Annotated in this window: 10 protein-coding genes and 1 pseudogene; 4 read left to right on the top strand and 7 right to left on the bottom strand. The window is 75.3% G+C overall.

Annotation, left to right across the window (positions count from 1 at the left end):
* Positions 1-152 precede the first annotated feature (152 nt).
* Positions 153-1,310, top strand: coding sequence for a D-alanine--D-alanine ligase family protein (locus tag ACZ3ZD_RS18255; protein WP_467398208.1), 1,158 nt, complete (start codon positions 153-155; stop codon positions 1,308-1,310).
* Positions 1,311-1,323: 13 nt separating this feature from the next.
* Here the strand turns inward: ACZ3ZD_RS18255 and ACZ3ZD_RS18250 are convergent, their stop codons facing one another.
* Together ACZ3ZD_RS18250 and ACZ3ZD_RS18245 are read right to left on the bottom strand one after the other, a co-directional pair.
* On the bottom strand, positions 1,324-1,845 hold the full coding sequence (locus ACZ3ZD_RS18250) for a DUF3515 domain-containing protein (RefSeq protein ID WP_467398206.1): 522 nt from the start codon (positions 1,843-1,845) through the stop codon (positions 1,324-1,326).
* Positions 1,846-1,865: 20 nt separating this feature from the next.
* Positions 1,866-2,099 (bottom strand): Lrp/AsnC family transcriptional regulator, encoded by a 234-nt coding sequence (locus ACZ3ZD_RS18245; protein WP_467398203.1) that lies wholly within the window; start codon positions 2,097-2,099, stop codon positions 1,866-1,868.
* A 204-nt stretch (positions 2,100-2,303) separates the two neighbouring features.
* On the opposite strand from ACZ3ZD_RS18245, the gene ACZ3ZD_RS18240 reads away from it, so the two are divergent.
* Positions 2,304-3,269, top strand: coding sequence for a thiamine-phosphate kinase (locus tag ACZ3ZD_RS18240; protein ID WP_467398201.1), 966 nt, complete (start codon positions 2,304-2,306; stop codon positions 3,267-3,269).
* A complete protein-coding gene (gene thiD / locus ACZ3ZD_RS18235) occupies positions 3,266-4,060 on the top strand; it encodes a bifunctional hydroxymethylpyrimidine kinase/phosphomethylpyrimidine kinase (protein ID WP_467398198.1) in 795 nt (264 codons plus the stop codon). The genes ACZ3ZD_RS18240 and thiD overlap by 4 nt, the downstream gene beginning before the upstream one ends.
* 4 nt (positions 4,061-4,064) lie before the next feature.
* Here thiD and ACZ3ZD_RS18230 read toward each other — a convergent pair.
* The 3 genes and pseudogenes from ACZ3ZD_RS18230 to rpmB all read right to left on the bottom strand — a co-directional run bounded on the left by ACZ3ZD_RS18230 (position 4,065) and on the right by rpmB (position 8,630).
* Positions 4,065-5,266 (bottom strand): annotated as a pseudogene (locus ACZ3ZD_RS18230) (FAD-dependent monooxygenase).
* 35 nt (positions 5,267-5,301) lie between these two features.
* The gene (locus ACZ3ZD_RS18225; protein ID WP_467398196.1) at positions 5,302-8,328 is read right to left on the bottom strand and encodes an ATP-binding protein; all 3,027 of its coding nucleotides are present in this window, start codon (positions 8,326-8,328) and stop codon (positions 5,302-5,304) included.
* Positions 8,329-8,444: 116 nt separating this feature from the next.
* The gene (gene rpmB, locus ACZ3ZD_RS18220) at positions 8,445-8,630 is read right to left on the bottom strand and encodes a 50S ribosomal protein L28 (RefSeq protein ID WP_003993230.1); all 186 of its coding nucleotides are present in this window, start codon (positions 8,628-8,630) and stop codon (positions 8,445-8,447) included.
* Positions 8,631-8,889: 259 nt separating this feature from the next.
* On the opposite strand from rpmB, the gene ACZ3ZD_RS18215 reads away from it, so the two are divergent.
* A complete protein-coding gene (locus ACZ3ZD_RS18215) occupies positions 8,890-10,554 on the top strand; it encodes a DAK2 domain-containing protein (RefSeq protein ID WP_467398194.1) in 1,665 nt (554 codons plus the stop codon).
* An 86-nt stretch (positions 10,555-10,640) separates the two neighbouring features.
* Here the strand turns inward: ACZ3ZD_RS18215 and ACZ3ZD_RS18210 are convergent, their stop codons facing one another.
* Complete coding sequence (locus ACZ3ZD_RS18210) at positions 10,641-13,604, bottom strand: tetratricopeptide repeat protein (protein WP_467398191.1); 2,964 nt, start codon at positions 13,602-13,604, stop codon at positions 10,641-10,643.
* Entirely contained in the window at positions 13,601-15,439 is a 1,839-nt protein-coding gene (locus tag ACZ3ZD_RS18205) for an HSP90 family protein (protein ID WP_467398189.1), read from the bottom strand. The genes ACZ3ZD_RS18210 and ACZ3ZD_RS18205 overlap by 4 nt, the downstream gene beginning before the upstream one ends.
* Positions 15,440-15,487 lie beyond the last annotated feature (48 nt).

Here is a 15,487-nt window from a genome sequence, read left to right as displayed (position 1 = left end):
CCCCTCCCGGGTCCCGGGCGGCCCTCCGGGCTGCCGGGCGGCTCCTCCGAGGGCCCCTCGGGCGACGCTGTGCGACCGTCCGCGCGACGCTGAGCGACCGCCCGGGAGCGCGCGCTGACTTGGCCGCTACCTCCAGGTACTCTCAACGCGATATGAGCACCGAGAACCTTCCCCAGAGCCCTGAGCAGCCGTCGCGCAAGCCGCGCGTGGCCGTCGTGTTCGGCGGGCGCAGCTCCGAACACGGGATCTCCGTGGTCACCGCCGGCGCCGTCCTCAAGGCCATCGACCGGACGAAGTACGACGTCCTGCCGATCGGCATCACCTCGGACGGCCGCTGGGCGCTGACGGCCGACGAGCCGGAGCGGATGGCCATCACCGACCGCCGTACCCCCAGCGTGGCCGAGCTGGCGGAGTCGCACGAGGGCGGCGTGGTGCTCCCCGTCGACCCCGCCAACCGCGAGGTCGTCTACAGCGAGCCGGGCTCCGTGCCCAAGGCGCTCGGCGAGGTCGACGTGGTCTTCCCGGTGCTCCACGGTCCCTACGGCGAGGACGGCACCCTGCAGGGCCTGCTGGAGCTGTCCGGGGTGCCGTACGTCGGCTCGGGCGTGCTCGCCTCGGCCGTCGGCCAGGACAAGGAGTACATGAAGCGGGTGTTCACCTCCTTCGGGCTCAAGGTCGGCCCGTACCTGGTGATCCGGCCCCGTGAGTGGGCGCAGGACGAGTCCGCCGCCCGCAAGCGGATCATCGACTTCGCCGGAGAGCACGGCTGGCCGCTGTTCGTGAAGCCCGCGCGCGCGGGTTCCTCCATCGGCATCACCAAGGTCGACGACCTGTCCGGTCTGGACGAGGCGATCGCCGAGGCGCGGTCCCATGACCCGAAGATCCTGATCGAGGCGGCCCTGCGCGGCCGCGAGATCGAGTGCGGCGTCCTGGAGTTCGAGGACGGCCCGCGCGCCTCCGCCCCGGCCGAGATCCCGCCGCCGGACACGCACGCGTACTACGACTTCGAGGCCAAGTACATCGACTCCACGCCCGGCGTGGTCCCGGCCCCGCTGACCCCGGAGCAGACCGCCGAGGTGCAGGGGCTCGCGGTCGAGGCGTTCGAGGCGGCCTCCTGCGAAGGCCTGGTCCGTGCGGACTTCTTCCTCACCGAGGACGGCGAGTTCGTGATCAACGAGATCAACACCATGCCCGGTTTCACGCCGATCTCGATGTACCCGCAGATGTGGCAGGCGAGCGGGATCGGCTACCCCGAGCTGGTCGACCGCCTGGTGCAGGCGGCGCTGCGCCGCTCCACCGGGCTGCGCTGAGCCCGCGGCCGGGTCAGTACCGCATGGAGGCGAGCCCTTCGGGGACCGCCTTCTTGACGGCGCCCGCCAGGTCCGTCAGCACCTGGGCGCTGTCGTCCGACCCGGACAGCCCCTTCGGCAGGGTCACCTGCACATACGCGCGACGCCCGGACGTGGTGAACCGCCACGTCCCGTCGCCCTCCTTCTCCATCAGCCACTCCACCCCGTCGACCCCGCCGCCGACCGCGTTCGGGTCGTCGCCGAGGGCCACCTTGGGGTCGATCATCTTCGGCGGCCGGACGATGCCGCAGCGCAGTATGATCGCCGGGCTTCCCCAGCCCGCCGTGTAGGCGGACCGGGGCTCGGGGTCCCGGCGGCTTCGGCCGTCCACCTTCCGCGGCAGCACCTTGTCCAGGTCGCGGCAGACCGGGGCGGTCTTCGCGTCGGGGGTGGGAACCGCCACGGTGCCGCCGTGGTCTGCCGTGGAGCAGCCCGCGACCAGGGCGATCAGGGCCGGGGCGAGCAGGCCGAGGGGCCGGTGGCGGAAGATGTTCACCGGCCAAGCGTAGACGGGGGCTACAGATGCACGACCGGACAGGTCAGGGTGCGCGTGATGCCGTCCACCTGCTGGACCTTGGCGACCACCATGCGACCGAGTTCGTCGACCGTCTCGGCCTGGGCGCGCACGATGACGTCGTACGGACCCGTCACGTCCTCGGCCTGGAGCACTCCAGGGATCTTGGCGATCGTCTCGGCGACGGTCGACGCCTTGCCGACCTCCGTCTGGATCAGGATGTACGCCTGTACCACGGAACCTCCAGGGCGGCCACGAGGATCATGTGGGGGAAGGGAACGCCACGGTATCGCGTCGCCGCTCCCCGCGGGGAGACCCGCGGGCACCGGGCTTGCGCGCCAGGGTGCGGGCGCGACAGGAGTTGACGGCCACCTCGACCGTATCGGGGACACTGAGGACGCGCGACCGGGCAGGGCACGGCACAGAAGGGGCTTGAGGCAATGAAGGGCACAGTGGGTGAGCTAGGTGAGTTCGGGCTCATCAGGGAGCTGACCTCCCGTCTCACCACCACCGCGGCGGTCCGGGTCGGCCCCGGCGACGACGCCGCGGTGGTCGCCGCCCCCGACCGCCGGGTGGTGGCGAGCACCGACATCCTGCTGGAGGGCCGGCACTTCCGCCGCGACTGGTCCACGGCCTACGACGTCGGCCGCAAGGCCGCCGCGCAGAACCTCGCCGACATCGCCGCGATGGGCGCCGTGCCGACCGCGCTGCTGCTCGGCCTGGTCGTCCCGGCCGAGCTGCCGGTCACCTGGCCGACCGAGCTGATGGACGGCCTGCGCGACGAGTGCCAGGTCGCGGGCGCGTCCGTGGTCGGCGGAGACGTCGTACGCGGCGACACGATCATGGTGTCGATCACCGCGCTCGGTGACCTGCGCAACCAGGAGCCCGTCACGCGCGCCGGGGCCCAGCCCGGCGACCTGGTGGCCGTCACCGGCTGGCTCGGCTGGTCCGCGGCCGGTTACGCGGTCCTCTCCCGCGGCTTCCGCTCGCCGCGCGCCTTCGTGGAGGCCCACCGGCGCCCCGAGCCGCCGTACCACGCGGGTCCGGCCGCCGCCGTGCTCGGCGCCACCGCGATGTGCGACGTCAGCGACGGCCTGATCGCCGACCTCGGGCACATCGCCGAGGCCAGCAAGGTCCGCATCGACATCCGCTCCGGCGCCATCGACATCCCGACGCAGATGCACGACATCGGGCAGGCCGTCGGCGTGGACCCGCTGCAGTGGGTGCTGTCCGGGGGAGAGGACCACGCGATCGTGGCGACCTTCCCGCAGGACACCAAGCTGCCGGCCCGCTGGAAGGTCATCGGCGAGGTCCTCAACCCCTCCGCGCTGCCCCAGGTGACCGTCGACGGGGCGCCCTGGACCAGCAAGGGCGGCTGGGACCACTTCGGGGACATCGAGTCGTGATCCCCCGCGTACTGACGGTGGCCGGCTCCGACTCCGGCGGCGGCGCGGGCATCCAGGCCGACCTGAAGACGATGCTCGCGCTCGGGGTGCACGGCATGAGCGTGCTCACCGCGGTGACCGCGCAGAACTCCACGGGCGTGCAGGGCGCGTGGGAGCTGCCCGTGGAGGCGGTCCGGGCGCAGTACCGCAGTGTCGTGGACGACATCGGCGTCCAGGCCGTGAAGACTGGCATGCTGGCCTCCGCCGAACTGGTCGAGGCGGTCGCCGAGTTGATCTCCGGCACGGACGCGCCGGCCGTCGTGGACCCGGTCGGCGTCTCCAAGCACGGCGACCCGCTGCTGGCCGCCTCCGCGCTGGACTCCGTGCGGACACGGCTGCTGCCGGCGGCGACCGTGGCCACCCCGAACCTCGACGAGGTCGCCCAACTCACCGGCGTCCACGTCCGCTCCGAGGCCGATCTGCGACGGGCCGCCGCGGCCGTGCTGGGGTTCGGGCCGCGCTGGGTCCTGATCAAGGGCGGCCACCTCGCGGGCGACGCCGTGGACCTGCTCACCGACGGCACCGAGGAACACCTCCTGCGGGCCCCCCGCCACGACAACCGCCACACCCACGGCACCGGCTGCACCCTGGCCTCCGCGATCGCCTGCGGCCTGGCACGGGGCAGCTCCGTCCCGGAGGCGGTGGCCGCGGCCAAGGAGTACGTCACCGGAGCGATCGCGGCCGGGTTCGCCCTGGGGGCGGGGATCGGCCCGGTGGACCACGGCTGGGCGCTGCGGCGGGACGGCCGCTGAGCGCTCAGGTGGGGTACTCCGGCAGTTCGATCGCGGTCGCCGCCTTCTGCGCCAGCCGCTTGAAGAACCCGGCCAGCGGCCGGGAGGCGAGCAACCGGTACATCCGGTCCCGGCTGCGGATGCGCCGCTCGGTGGGCGGGGCGAAGAAGGGCCCCGCGTTGCCGGAGATCTTCTGGCAGCCCTTGGCGAAGTCCCGGATCCGGCTCTCGTAGGTGGCCAGCGCCACCCGGTGGTCGCCGCCCGCCAGGGCCAGCTCACCGGCGAGGACATGGGCGGCGACGATCGCCACGCCCGTCCCCATGCCGCCCATCGTCGCCCCGTACCCGGCGTCCCCGAGCAGCGCCACCCGGCCCCGGGTGAGCCGGTCGACATGGATCTGCGCGATGGCGTCGAAGTACAGGTCGTCCGCCTCCGCGAGGCCCTTGAGTGCGGCCGGCGTCTCCCAGCCCATCCCGGTGAACCGTTCGGCGAGGATCCGCTTCTGCGCCGCGACGTCCCGGCCGTCGTACGCCAGCCGCCCGGACCGGAACACCAGCAGCGCGCCGGCCCGCTCCGGATCGCCGTCGCAGTTGCTCAGGCAGACGCAGCGGCCGGGCTCGCTGTAGAGGCGGGCGGTCCGGTTCAGGCCCAGGTGGTTGGGCAGGCTGAAGCCGGCCACATAGTGGTCCAGGAAGCGCAGGTGGCCGGACTCGTCGCCGAAGACCAGGCGGCGGGTGTCCGAGTGCAGGCCGTCGGCACCGACGACCACGTCGAAGCGGCGGGACGCGCCGCGCTCGAAGGCGGCCTCGACGCCCCGGCCGGTGTCGGTCAGCGCCGTGACGGAGTCGCCGAAGACGTACTCCACCGCGTCCTTGGTGCGCTCGTACATGATCCGCGCCAGGTCGCCGCGGAAGATCTCCACGTCGCCGCTCATCAGCTCCGCGGGCAGGTCCACGCGCGGGGTGCCGTCGGCGGCGACGACGCTCTGCCGGCCCATGCGCGTCCGGTGGGCCCACACCTCCTCCCAATGCCCATCGAGGTGAGCACCGTGCGGTGCACGTGCCCGCGGAAGTCGACGGCGAAGCCGCCGGCGCGCAGGGCGGGTGCCTTCTCGACGACAGTGACCCGGGCACCGTGGCGGACCAGGTTCAGGGCGAGGGCGGGACCGGCGACGCCGGCGCCGGAGATCAGTACGGACAGATGGCCGAGGCGGTGTGTCTTCGTCATGCCGGCCACTGTCCCGGGCCCCGCTTACCGTGCGCCTACCGTTCGCTGACCGCCGCCGACCGCAGGCCCCGGCCCTGTTCGTAGGCGGCGGCGTAGGCCGCCGCGGACAGGCACGCGCGCGTGTGCCGCGTGGTCCGGGCGACGTCCGGGTCCCCGGGCAGGGCCGCGCCGCGCAGGCCCGCGGCGGCGCCGAGGAGTTCGGCCGCCCGCTCCGGGCACAGGGCGAGGGCCGCGAGCGCGTCGGCGACATCGGCGAGCAGGAGCGTGACGCGCGACTCCAGGGCCTGCGTACGGGCCTGGGCGAGCCGTTCCCCGGCGGTGTCCCGGTCGCCCTCGGCGGCGGCCGTACGGCCCAGCCCGATGAGGATCCGCACCGTCTCGCCGACGCTGAACCAGGTGGCCGCGCAGGCCTCCAGGGCGTTCTCATAGTGCACGCGCGCGCGTGCCGTGTCCCCGGCCAGCCGGGCCGTGTCCCCCAGGCCGCGCAGCGCACCGGCCACCTTGTCGCCCGCCCCGGCGGTACGGGCCAGCTCGCCGGAGCGCGTGAAGTGCGCGGCGGCCTCCTCCGGAGCGCCCTGGGCCAGCAGCACCATCGCCCGCGCGCGCAGCAGGTCCGCGGTCTCCTCCGGCGCGTCCAGCTCCCGGACGTGGACCAAGCCCTCGTCCAGCAGGGCCAGCGCCCGCGCGTACTCACCCCGGCCGTACGCGAACCCGCCCAGCAAATCGAGGCAGCTGGCCATGCCCCAGCGGTCGCCGGTGCTGCGAAAGCCCTGCCACGCGCGCGTGAAGCCCGCCTCCGCGTCGGCGGGCCGCCCCGCGAACAGCGCCTGGTAGGCGAGGCCCACGTCCAGCAGGGCCAGGCCCCACGGCTCCCGGCCCAGCTGCACGCGCACGCCCTCGTCCGCGGTCGGCTGCGGACCGCCCGTGAGGGACCACAGGATCACCGTGAACGGCAGCCGCAGCGGGCGGTCGAACGAGTCCATGAGGGCGGCCACGCGCGCGATCAGACCGGCGTCCTCCGGGTCGTCGCCCCGCCCGGAGACGGCGTTCATCGCGCACAGCGCGTACTCCTCGGCCAGCCCGGGCGGCGGCTCCGCGCCGACCGCCGCGAGCAGTGCCCGGGCACCCGACACGCGGTCGCCGTGCAGTCCGCGCAGCCGCCGGAACCAGGTCAGCGCGGCCGTCAGCCGCAGCGCGTCCGGCGGTACCGTCCGCGTCAGGTACCGCAGCGCCGCGTCCAGGTTCTCCTGCTCGGCGGCCAGCCGCTCCAGCCAGCGCACCTGGTCCGCGCCCCGCAGCAACGGCTCCGCCCGCTCGGCCAGCCGCAGATAGTAGGCGGCGTGCGCCGCGCGCAGATGCGCGGGGTCCGGCTGCCGGCGGTCGGCGAGCGACTCCGCCGCGAAGGCGCGGATGGTCTCCAGCATGCGGTAGCGGCCGTCGGTGACCTCCAGGAAGGACTTCTCCACCAGGGACGCCAGCGGGTCCTCCGGGTGCGGTACCCCGCACACGGCCGCGACGGCGTCGAGGGTGGCGCCGCCCGCGAAGACGGTCAGTCTGCCCGCCAGGTCCCGTTCCCCGGGGTCCAGCAGCTCCCAGCTCCACTCGACCACGGCGCGCAGGGTGCGGTGCCGGGGCGCCTTGGCCCGGTCGCCGCGCGCGAGCACCCGGAACCGGTCGTGCAGCCGGTCCGCCAGCTCGTCCACGGAGAGGGTGCGCAGTCGCGCCGCGGCCAGCTCGATCGCCAGCGGGAGCCCGTCCAGCGCCCGGCAGATCTCCGGCACGCGCGCGTGGCCGCCGAAATCGGGCCGTACCGCGCGCGCCCGGTCCAGCAGCAGCCGTACCGCCGGCTCCTCGGGCAGCGGCGGCACCGGCACCAGCACCTCGCCGGTGATGCCCAGCGACTCCCGGCCGGTCGCCAGCACGCGGACCCCGGGACAGGCGGCCAGGAGCAGTGCGGCCGTCCGCGCGGCCGCCTCGACGAGGTGCTCGCAGTTGTCGAGCACCAGCAGTACCTCACGGTCCGCCAGCGCCTCCAGCAGCCGGTCCAGGGCGTTGGCCGCCGGGCTGCGGAAGCCGTCCCGCATCCCGAGCGCCGCCAGCACCGCGTACGGGATCCGGGCGCCGTCGGCGAGTGGCGCCAGCTCGACCAGACAGACCCCGGCGCCGGTGCGGGTACGGGCCGCCTCCAGCGCGAGCCGGGTCTTGCCGACGCCTCCGGGACCGGTCAGCGTCACCAGCCGGGACCCGGCCAGCGCCCGGTCGATCCGGGCCAGCTCCCTCTCGCGGCCCACGAAACGGGTGAGCTGGGCCGGGAGCCGGGGGCGGCCCGGAGCGCCGGTGCCGTCGCGGAGCAGCCGGAGGTGGAGCGCGGACAGCCCGGGCGCCGGGTCGGCGCCCAGCTCGTCGGCGAGCGTGCGCCGGGCCTCCCCGAACACGGCCAGCGCCTCGGCGGGCCGCCCGGCCGCGTGCAGGGCTCGCATCAGCTGCCCGTACAGCCGCTCGTCCAGCGGCCGCTCCCGCAGCAGCGCCCGCAGCTCGGGCACCAGCTCCGGGCCGCCCCCGGTGCCCAGCTCGGCCTCGATCCGGTCCTGTACGACGGCCAGCCGCAGCTCCTCCAGCCGGGCCCGGTCGGCGTGCGCGTCCGGCAGGTCGGGCAGCGCGGGGCCGCGCCACAGCGCGAGGGCGTCGCGCAGCAGGGCGGCCGCGCGCGGGTGGTCGCCGGCCGTGAGGGCGCTGCGGCCCTCGGTGGCCAGCCGGGCGAAACGGTGGGCGTCGACGGTGTCCGGGCCGACGGCGAGGGTGTAGCCGGCGGGGACGGCGTCGATGCGGGTGTGCGGCGCGAGCCGCCGGCGCAGCCGGGAGATCTGCGACTGGAGGGCACCCAGGGCCCCGGCGGGCGGCTCGGCACCGTACAGGCCGTCCAGGAGGCGCTCGACGGGGACCGGGCGGCCGGCGTCGAGGAGCAGCAGGGTGAGCAGGGCGCGGGGCCGGGGGCCGCCGGGGTCGACGGGGGTGCCGTCGCCGGTGTGGATCCGTGTGGGGCCCAGGATGCCGAATCGCATTCCGTGGATTCTGGCAGCCCTGAACCGCCCGCGGGTACGGCAAAAAGCCGGCCCACCCGGAGGTGGACCGGCTCAGTGCAGCGAACCAGGCAGTGGCCGCGCGCTCAGCTGGAGCGTCAGCGCGAGACCTTGCCGGCCTTGATGCACGAGGTGCAAGCGTTCACGCGCTTCGGCGTCCCGCCCACCACGGTACGCACACGCTGGATGTTCGGGTTCCAGCGGCGGGACGTACGGCGGTGCGAGTGCGAGATGTTGTTGCCGAAGCCCGGCCCCTTGCCACAGACGTCGCAGTTGGCAGCCACGGGTCACTCCAAAGACTTCAGATGCACTTACGGTTGATCCCGGCATGCCGGGATCAAGATCCGGGGATCTGTGATCTGAGTGGCGGTGCCAGGGGGAATGGCCCGATCAGGATCGGGCAACCGGAGCAGCATACAACGACTGCGTCCGTACAGCGAAACTACCATGGCAGGTCAGACCCCCGCTCCCGGCCCTCTTCCGGAACGCGCCGATCCGGGGTCTACGCTGCGTCCCACGTCCAGCCAGCTCAGGGAGGCGCAGGTGGCGCAGGTGCCGCAGACGTTCTTCGATGCTCTCGCGGTACGCACCTGGTGCGGTCTGGCCCTCAGGGAACTGGGACGGGCCCGTGAGGAGATCGACGCGATCAACGTCTATCCGGTGGCCGACGGCGACACCGGGACGAACCTGTACCTGACCCTGGAGTCCGCGGCGACGGCCGTGGAGGCGGTGTTCGCCGGGTACGAGACCGGCCGCGCCGAGCCCGCTCTGGCCGACGCCGTACGGGCCATGGCCCACGGGGCGCTCATCGGGGCCCGGGGCAACTCCGGGACGATCCTCGCGCAGCTGCTGCGCGGGATGGCGCAGGTCCTCGCGGACGCCGGTGACGCCTCTCACACCGACGGCCCGGCCCTGCGGCTGGCCCTGCGCCGGGCCGCCGACTCCGCCCGGCAGGCCGTGGCCCACCCCGTCGAGGGCACGGTGCTGACGGTCGCCTCGGCCGCGGCCGACGCCGCGGAGGGAGCCGAGGGCGACTGCGGAACGGTCGTACGGGCCGCCTACGAGGGCGCGCGGGCGGCGCTGGCGGCGACCCCGGGCCAGCTGGCCGTGCTGGAGCGGGCCGGCGTGGTCGACGCGGGCGGACGCGGGCTGGTGGCGGTGCTGGGCGCGCTGGTGGAGGCGTGCACGGGGGAGGCGGTGCGGGAGATCCCCCGCGCACCGGGGAAGCCGGCGGTCGCGGAGTGCGGGCTCGGGGACGGCCCGTGCGCCGACGCGGCCGGCGCCGACGGGCCCGCGTTCGAGGTGATCTACCTGCTGGAGGCCGACGACACGGCCGTGACCCGGCTGCGCGCGCGGCTCGACGCCCTCGGGGACTCGCTGGTCGTGGTCGGCGGGGACGGCCTGTGGAACGTCCATGTGCACGTCGACGACGCCGGCGCCGCCGTGGAGGCCGGTGTGGAGGCCGGGCGGCCGTACCGGATCCGGATCACCCACTTCGGCCTCGGGGACGTGCACACCGGCGGCGAGCGCCCGCCGCGCGAGCGCGTACAGCGGGCGGTCGTGGCCGTCGTACCGGGGGAGGGCCTGGCCGGGCTGTACACCGAGGCCGGCGCGACCACCGTCCTCGCGCGCCCCGGGGAGCCGCCGGCCAGCGGGGAGCTGGTGCAGGCGGTACGGCGCGCCCACGCGCGCGAGGTCGTCCTGCTGCCCAACGACGCCGAGCTGCGTCACACGGCCGCCGCCGCGGCCGAGCAGGCCCGCACCGAGGGCATCAGGGTGGCCCTGATCCCGACCCGCTCGGCGGTCCAGGGCATCGCCGCGCTCGCCGTGCACGCGCCGGAACGCCGGTTCGACGAGGACGTCGTCCAGATGACTTCGGCGGCCGGCGCCACCCGGTACGCCGAGGTCGTCGTCGCCGAGCACGAGTCCTGGACGACGGCCGGCATCTGCCAGGCCGGGGACGTCCTCGGCCTGATCGACGGAGACGTGGCCGTGATCGGCGCGGACGTCACCACCACCGCCCGGACCGTCCTGGACCGGATGCTCCAGGCCGGCGGCGAGCTGGTCACCCTCGTCATCGGCGACGAGGCCCCGCAGACCGTCGCCGCCCACCTGGACACCCACGTACGCGAGACCTACCTGGCCGTGGACACGGTGGTGTACAGCGGCGGCAGGCAGGGGGCGCTGCTGCTGGTCGGGGTGGAGTGAGCGGATCCCTTCCGGCGCGCTGGTGCTGGGCGGTGCGGGGTGAGCCGGGTCCCCTCCGGGGTGCCGGTGCCTGAGCCGGTCCCGCCTCAGCGCGGCTCCTTCCCGGCCTCCTTCCGTGCCGTCTCCAGCAGCCGGGTCGCCTCCTCCCGGCGGGCGCGGACCGTGTCGTCGGTGTCGTCGGCGCCCTCGTAGGCCGCGAGCACCGCACGCGCGCGTGCCGCCGCCCGGGACGGACGGCCGAGGTCCGCCTCCAGCCGGCCCGCGCCCAGTTCCGCGTCGGTACGGCTGTGCAGCCCCGCCTCGCCGAGCCCGGCGAACACGGCCACGGCCCGGGTCATCTGCTCCAGCGCCGCCTCGGACGCGGCCCGGACCGCCGCGTCCTCGGCGCCCTCGGCCTCCCCGGACGCCGAACGGGCCAGCAGCTCCGCGAACTGCCGGTGCGTGCCGCCCAGTTCCGCGGCCAGCTCCTCCCGCTCCGCCCCCCGCGCCGTCGCCAGTGCCGCCTCGGCCTCCCCGACCGCCTCCGCCATCAGCGCACGGGCGGACTCCGCCCCGGGCTCCCCGTCCAGCGCCAGCCAGGCCCGGGCGCGCAGCGAGCGGACCAGGAACGGCGCGTTGCCGAGCGCGCGCCACAGCTCGCCCGCGCGCGTGTAGGCCCGGTCCGCCTCTACGTCCAGCCCCGCGCTGCCCAGCGACTCGGCCGCCAGGTGGGCGAGGGTGGCGTGGTCCTGCTGCTCGGGCCAGTGCCGGGCCAGTTCCGCGGCCTCGAGCCGCTGTTCGGCGGCGGCCCGGTGCTCGCCCAGCTCGCCCAGGCAGTCCCCGAGCCACCAGCGGGCCTGCACCACCAGCCCGTCGCCGTGGGTCTCGGCGTCCAGGTCGGCCAGCGCGGACTCCAGTACCTCGGCGGCCTCCGCGTACCGGCCCCGGCGCAGCAGGAAGCCGCCGAGCTGCTGCCGCGCCCAGGCGCCCAGGGTGGCGCCCTCGCCGGCCTCGTCGGCCCAGTGCGCGGCCTCAAGCGCGTGCTCGGCCGCCTCGGCGGGCGCGTCCCGGCCGCCGAGCAGCTCGGCGAGCTGGAGGTGCAGCTGGGCCCGCCCGACCGGCTCCACGTACGGCCCGCCGTGCTCCAGGGCCGCCCGCAGTGCCCGCTCGGCCCCGGCCGGGTCGCCGGCCTGGTGGGCGAGGGCGGCGATCTGCACCTCGTACTCGACGGCGAACCAGGGCAGCCCGGCGGTCACGTACCCGTCGACGGCCCGCCGGAACAGCTCCGCCGCCCGCTCCGCGTCCCCGGTGAGCCCGGCGAGTTCGGCGAGCATCGCCCGCGCCTCGGCAGCCCGCGCCGCCAGCCGCACATCATCCCCACCGCCCCCCTCGGCAAGCGCCAACACCTCACGCACGGCCCCCTCGGCGTCCCGAACCACCTGCCCGGCATCCCGGCCGGCCGCCCCGGCGTCCCCGGCCGCGGCCTCGTGTACCCGGCGCATCAGGACGCGGGCCCTGCTCATCACCACCGACGCGGTCTGGCGTACGCCGGTGGAGCCGTCGGCGTACCGGGCGAGTGCCTCGTCGTACAGGCCGGTGACCGTGGTGAGGGCCGGCTCCACCTCTCCTGCCAGCGCGCGGATGTAGGCCCCCCGCGCGCGTGCCGCCAGGGCCTCCCCGGGGTCGCCCGCCTGCGCGTACAGCTCCGCCGCCCGGTCGAACAGGGGGAGGCTCCCGGGGCCGCCGGCCATCGCCTCGTGGTCGGCGATCTCCGCGCGGGCGCGTGGATCGAGACCGGCGCCGTCCGGCGCGGCCCGGGCGACCGCCGCCCACGCCTCCAGGGCGTGCGGCTGCAGGGTGTCCGACAGCCGTCGCGCCTCGGCGAGCAGGGCGGTGACGTCGGGTGGGTCCGGGAGGTCCGGTGCCGGGGGCGCGACCGCCGGCACCGGCGCGGGACGCGTCGTACGGACGCCCAGGGGCAGGCGCTCCACCGGCGGCCGCTGGGCCATCCGCGCGCGGATCCGGTCGCCGACCGACGACGTGCCGTTGCGGCGGTCGAACCGCTCGGCGAGCCCCGTGGCCTCCACGCGCGCGTACACCGCGAGTTCCCCCGCGGTCCAGGCCCGCCCGGCCGGCCCCGGTACCCGCTGCCCGTCGAGCCCCAGCCCGGTCAGCCGGTCCATGAGCAGCGCCACCACGGCCAGGAAGTCCAGCCGGCTGCGCGGCTGCCCGGTGTCCGTGAAGTACGCCGGCCGCTCGGCCAGCAGCTCCAGACCGCGCGCCTCGTTCCCGGTCAGCGCGCAGAACTCCACGTGGTCGGCGTAGGCGCCCCGCATGCTCTCCATGGCCCGCACCAGCCGGACACCGCGCAGATGGTGGGCGCGGGCCTCCTCGACGCGGCCGAGGCGCAGCAGCGGCGCCAGCGAGGAGGCGAGCACCGTATGCGGCTCGTGCGCGCACGCGAACTCGCCCTCCAGCACCGGCCGCCACAGCTGGAGCGCCTCGGCGTCCCGGCCGCAGCGCACCTGCCAACTCCCCTGCGCGTGCAGCTCACAGGCGTGGCAGTCGGCCATCGCATCCCGGTCGGCGGCCAGCCACGCGGCGTACGCCCGCTCCGCGCGCGGGACGTCCCCGATGTGCGCGGCGACGCTCAACTCGGCGCTGCGCACCGCCCGTTCCGAGTACCCGGCGAGCCGGTAACGGTGCTCCATCTCGCCGAGCCACTTCTCGATCGAGGCGAGCGGGATGTGCGGCTGGTCCAGCATGCCCGCCGACATCCACTTGAACACCCAGTGCAGCGAGTGCGCCTCGTACGCGTCGAAGTCCTCCGGCCGTTCGTCCCACAGCCGCAGCAGCCGCGCGAACGGGACGAACATCCTGTCCTTCTCGGAGCTGTAGTTGTAGACCTTCAGCTGGTGCCCGAGCGCCTCGATCACGGCGAGCGGGATGTTCAACCGCTCGGCCTCGGCGAGCAGCCGCTCCGCGCGCGCGTTGCGGGCCGGCCCCTCCGGTTCCCCGGCGTTCTCCGCCAGCGCCCGGCGCAGCGCGTCGAAGTCGGTGATCTCGCTCATCGTCCGTTCCCCTCCCCGTGGGTCGCCCAGTCGAGCAGCCCGATGAACGCCCGGTTCAGCAGCGCCGAGTCGGCCGGCCTCAGTGGGCGCTGCGCCCTCAGCAGCGCCTGCCCGTACAACGACTCGGTGGCGGTGCCGATCAGCTCCCGGTCGCCGAGCGAACCGATTCTGCGGACCAGCGGGTTCAGGTGGTTGAGGACCAGACGCGCGCGCGGGGCGCTGCCGCGCAGCGAGCCCAGGATGCCCGCCCACAGGTCGCCGGCCTGCTCCTCGGCCGCCGCGCGGGCCTGTTCGTGCCGGGCGGCCCGGTCGTCCAGGTGCAGCGCGGGCACGGACAGCGGGTGGAAGGCCCGCAGCACGACGTCACAGCCCAGGGGGTCGAGTGTGGCGCGCGCGGCGGCCAGGAACCCGGCCAGCGCCAGCTCCTCGCCCGGGTCGACGGTGTCCAGGTGCGCGGTCACGGTGTCCGCGTCCAACTCGGCGACCACCGTCCCCGGTCGCACCCGCGGCAGCGCCTCGACCAGCTCGCTGTCGTAGGTGTAGCCGCCGTTGACCACGCCGACGCCCTGCGCCGAGGCGATCGGCGCGACCTGCCGGAACTCCTCGACGGTCCGCGTGAAGTGCACCACCGGGTGCCGCCGCGCGAACTCCTCCAGGGACAGCTGCCCGTCGGTCGTCTCGAACGGCAGCCACGGCAGCATCGTGCGCAGCATCCCCGCGTCGTGCCGGGCGAGGGACTTCACGCCCAGGTGGTGCACGGCGAGGAAGGCGGCGAGGCGCTCCGGGTCACCGGCCGCGAGCCCGGTCAGCCAGGACCGGATCCGCTCGCCCAGCGCGTCCCGTACGGCGGCGAGTGTCTCGTCCTCGTACAGCGCCTCGCGCGAGGCGGTGGGGCGCAGGCTGTCGGTGTCCAGCACGCAGCGCACGAAGAACGCCCAGTCCGGCAGCAGCTGTTCGGCCCGCTCGGTGAGCAGCATGCCCTTCAGGTGCACCCGGTGGGTGGCCCGCTGGGCCGGGCCGACCGCGGCGGGCAGCACGTACGCCACCCCGCGGATCCCGGCCAGCGGCACGTCCAGGTCGATCGCGTCCAGCGGGGTGAACCCGAACAGGTCGTGGCAGTGCCGGGCCAGCGCCCGGCGCCGGCCGGCCGGGCTCGGGTGGGCGCGGTCCCAGGGCGCGGGCAGTTCGGTGACCGGCTCGTCGCCGACCCGGACGTCGTAGGGCAGCAGCGAGCCGAAGTGCCGGGCCAGGGCGCGGACCCGCTCGGGCGCCAGCCACTCGGCCGCGCCGGCCCGCGCCGTCAGGTACACGGTCGTCCCCGGCTCGGGCCGCTCGGCGTCGGGCAGCGTGCGCACGGTGTACGAGCCGTCGTCCCGGGCCGTCCACTCCACCGGCGGCGCCCCGGGCGTCCGGGCGCTGCGGCTGACCACGCGGATCCGCTCGGCGACCAGGAAGCAGGCCAGCAGCCCGATGCCGAACCGGCCGAGGAAGTCCGCCCGGGCCTCCTGCACGCCCTCGGCCCGCTTGGAGCTGCGGCCGATGGTCGCCAGCAGGCTGTGCACGTCCGGCTCGGTGAGCCCGACACCGGTGTCCTCCACGCGCAGGCCGCCGTCCGCCGCGTACAGCCGGATCCGCGCCGGGGCGTCCGGTTCGGCGGCCCGGCGGGCGGTGACGGCGTCCACGGCGTTCTGCAGCAGCTCGCGCAGGTAGACCCTGGGGCTGGAGTAGAGGTGATGGGAGAGCAGGTCCACCAGGCCGCGCAGATCGACCTGGAAGCTGTGGGGTGGGTGGGGCGACTGGGATGGCTGGGATGCCTGAGGGGTCTGGGAGTCCATCGTCACTGCGCCGGAGGGGCGTGCGTGCGGCGCGGGGTCGGGCGGTCC

The sequence above is a fragment of the Streptomyces sp. NPDC023481 genome (genome assembly GCF_055560195.1).
Note: the sequence above shows the minus strand (reverse complement) of the source record. Positions and strands in the feature narration are given on the sequence as shown.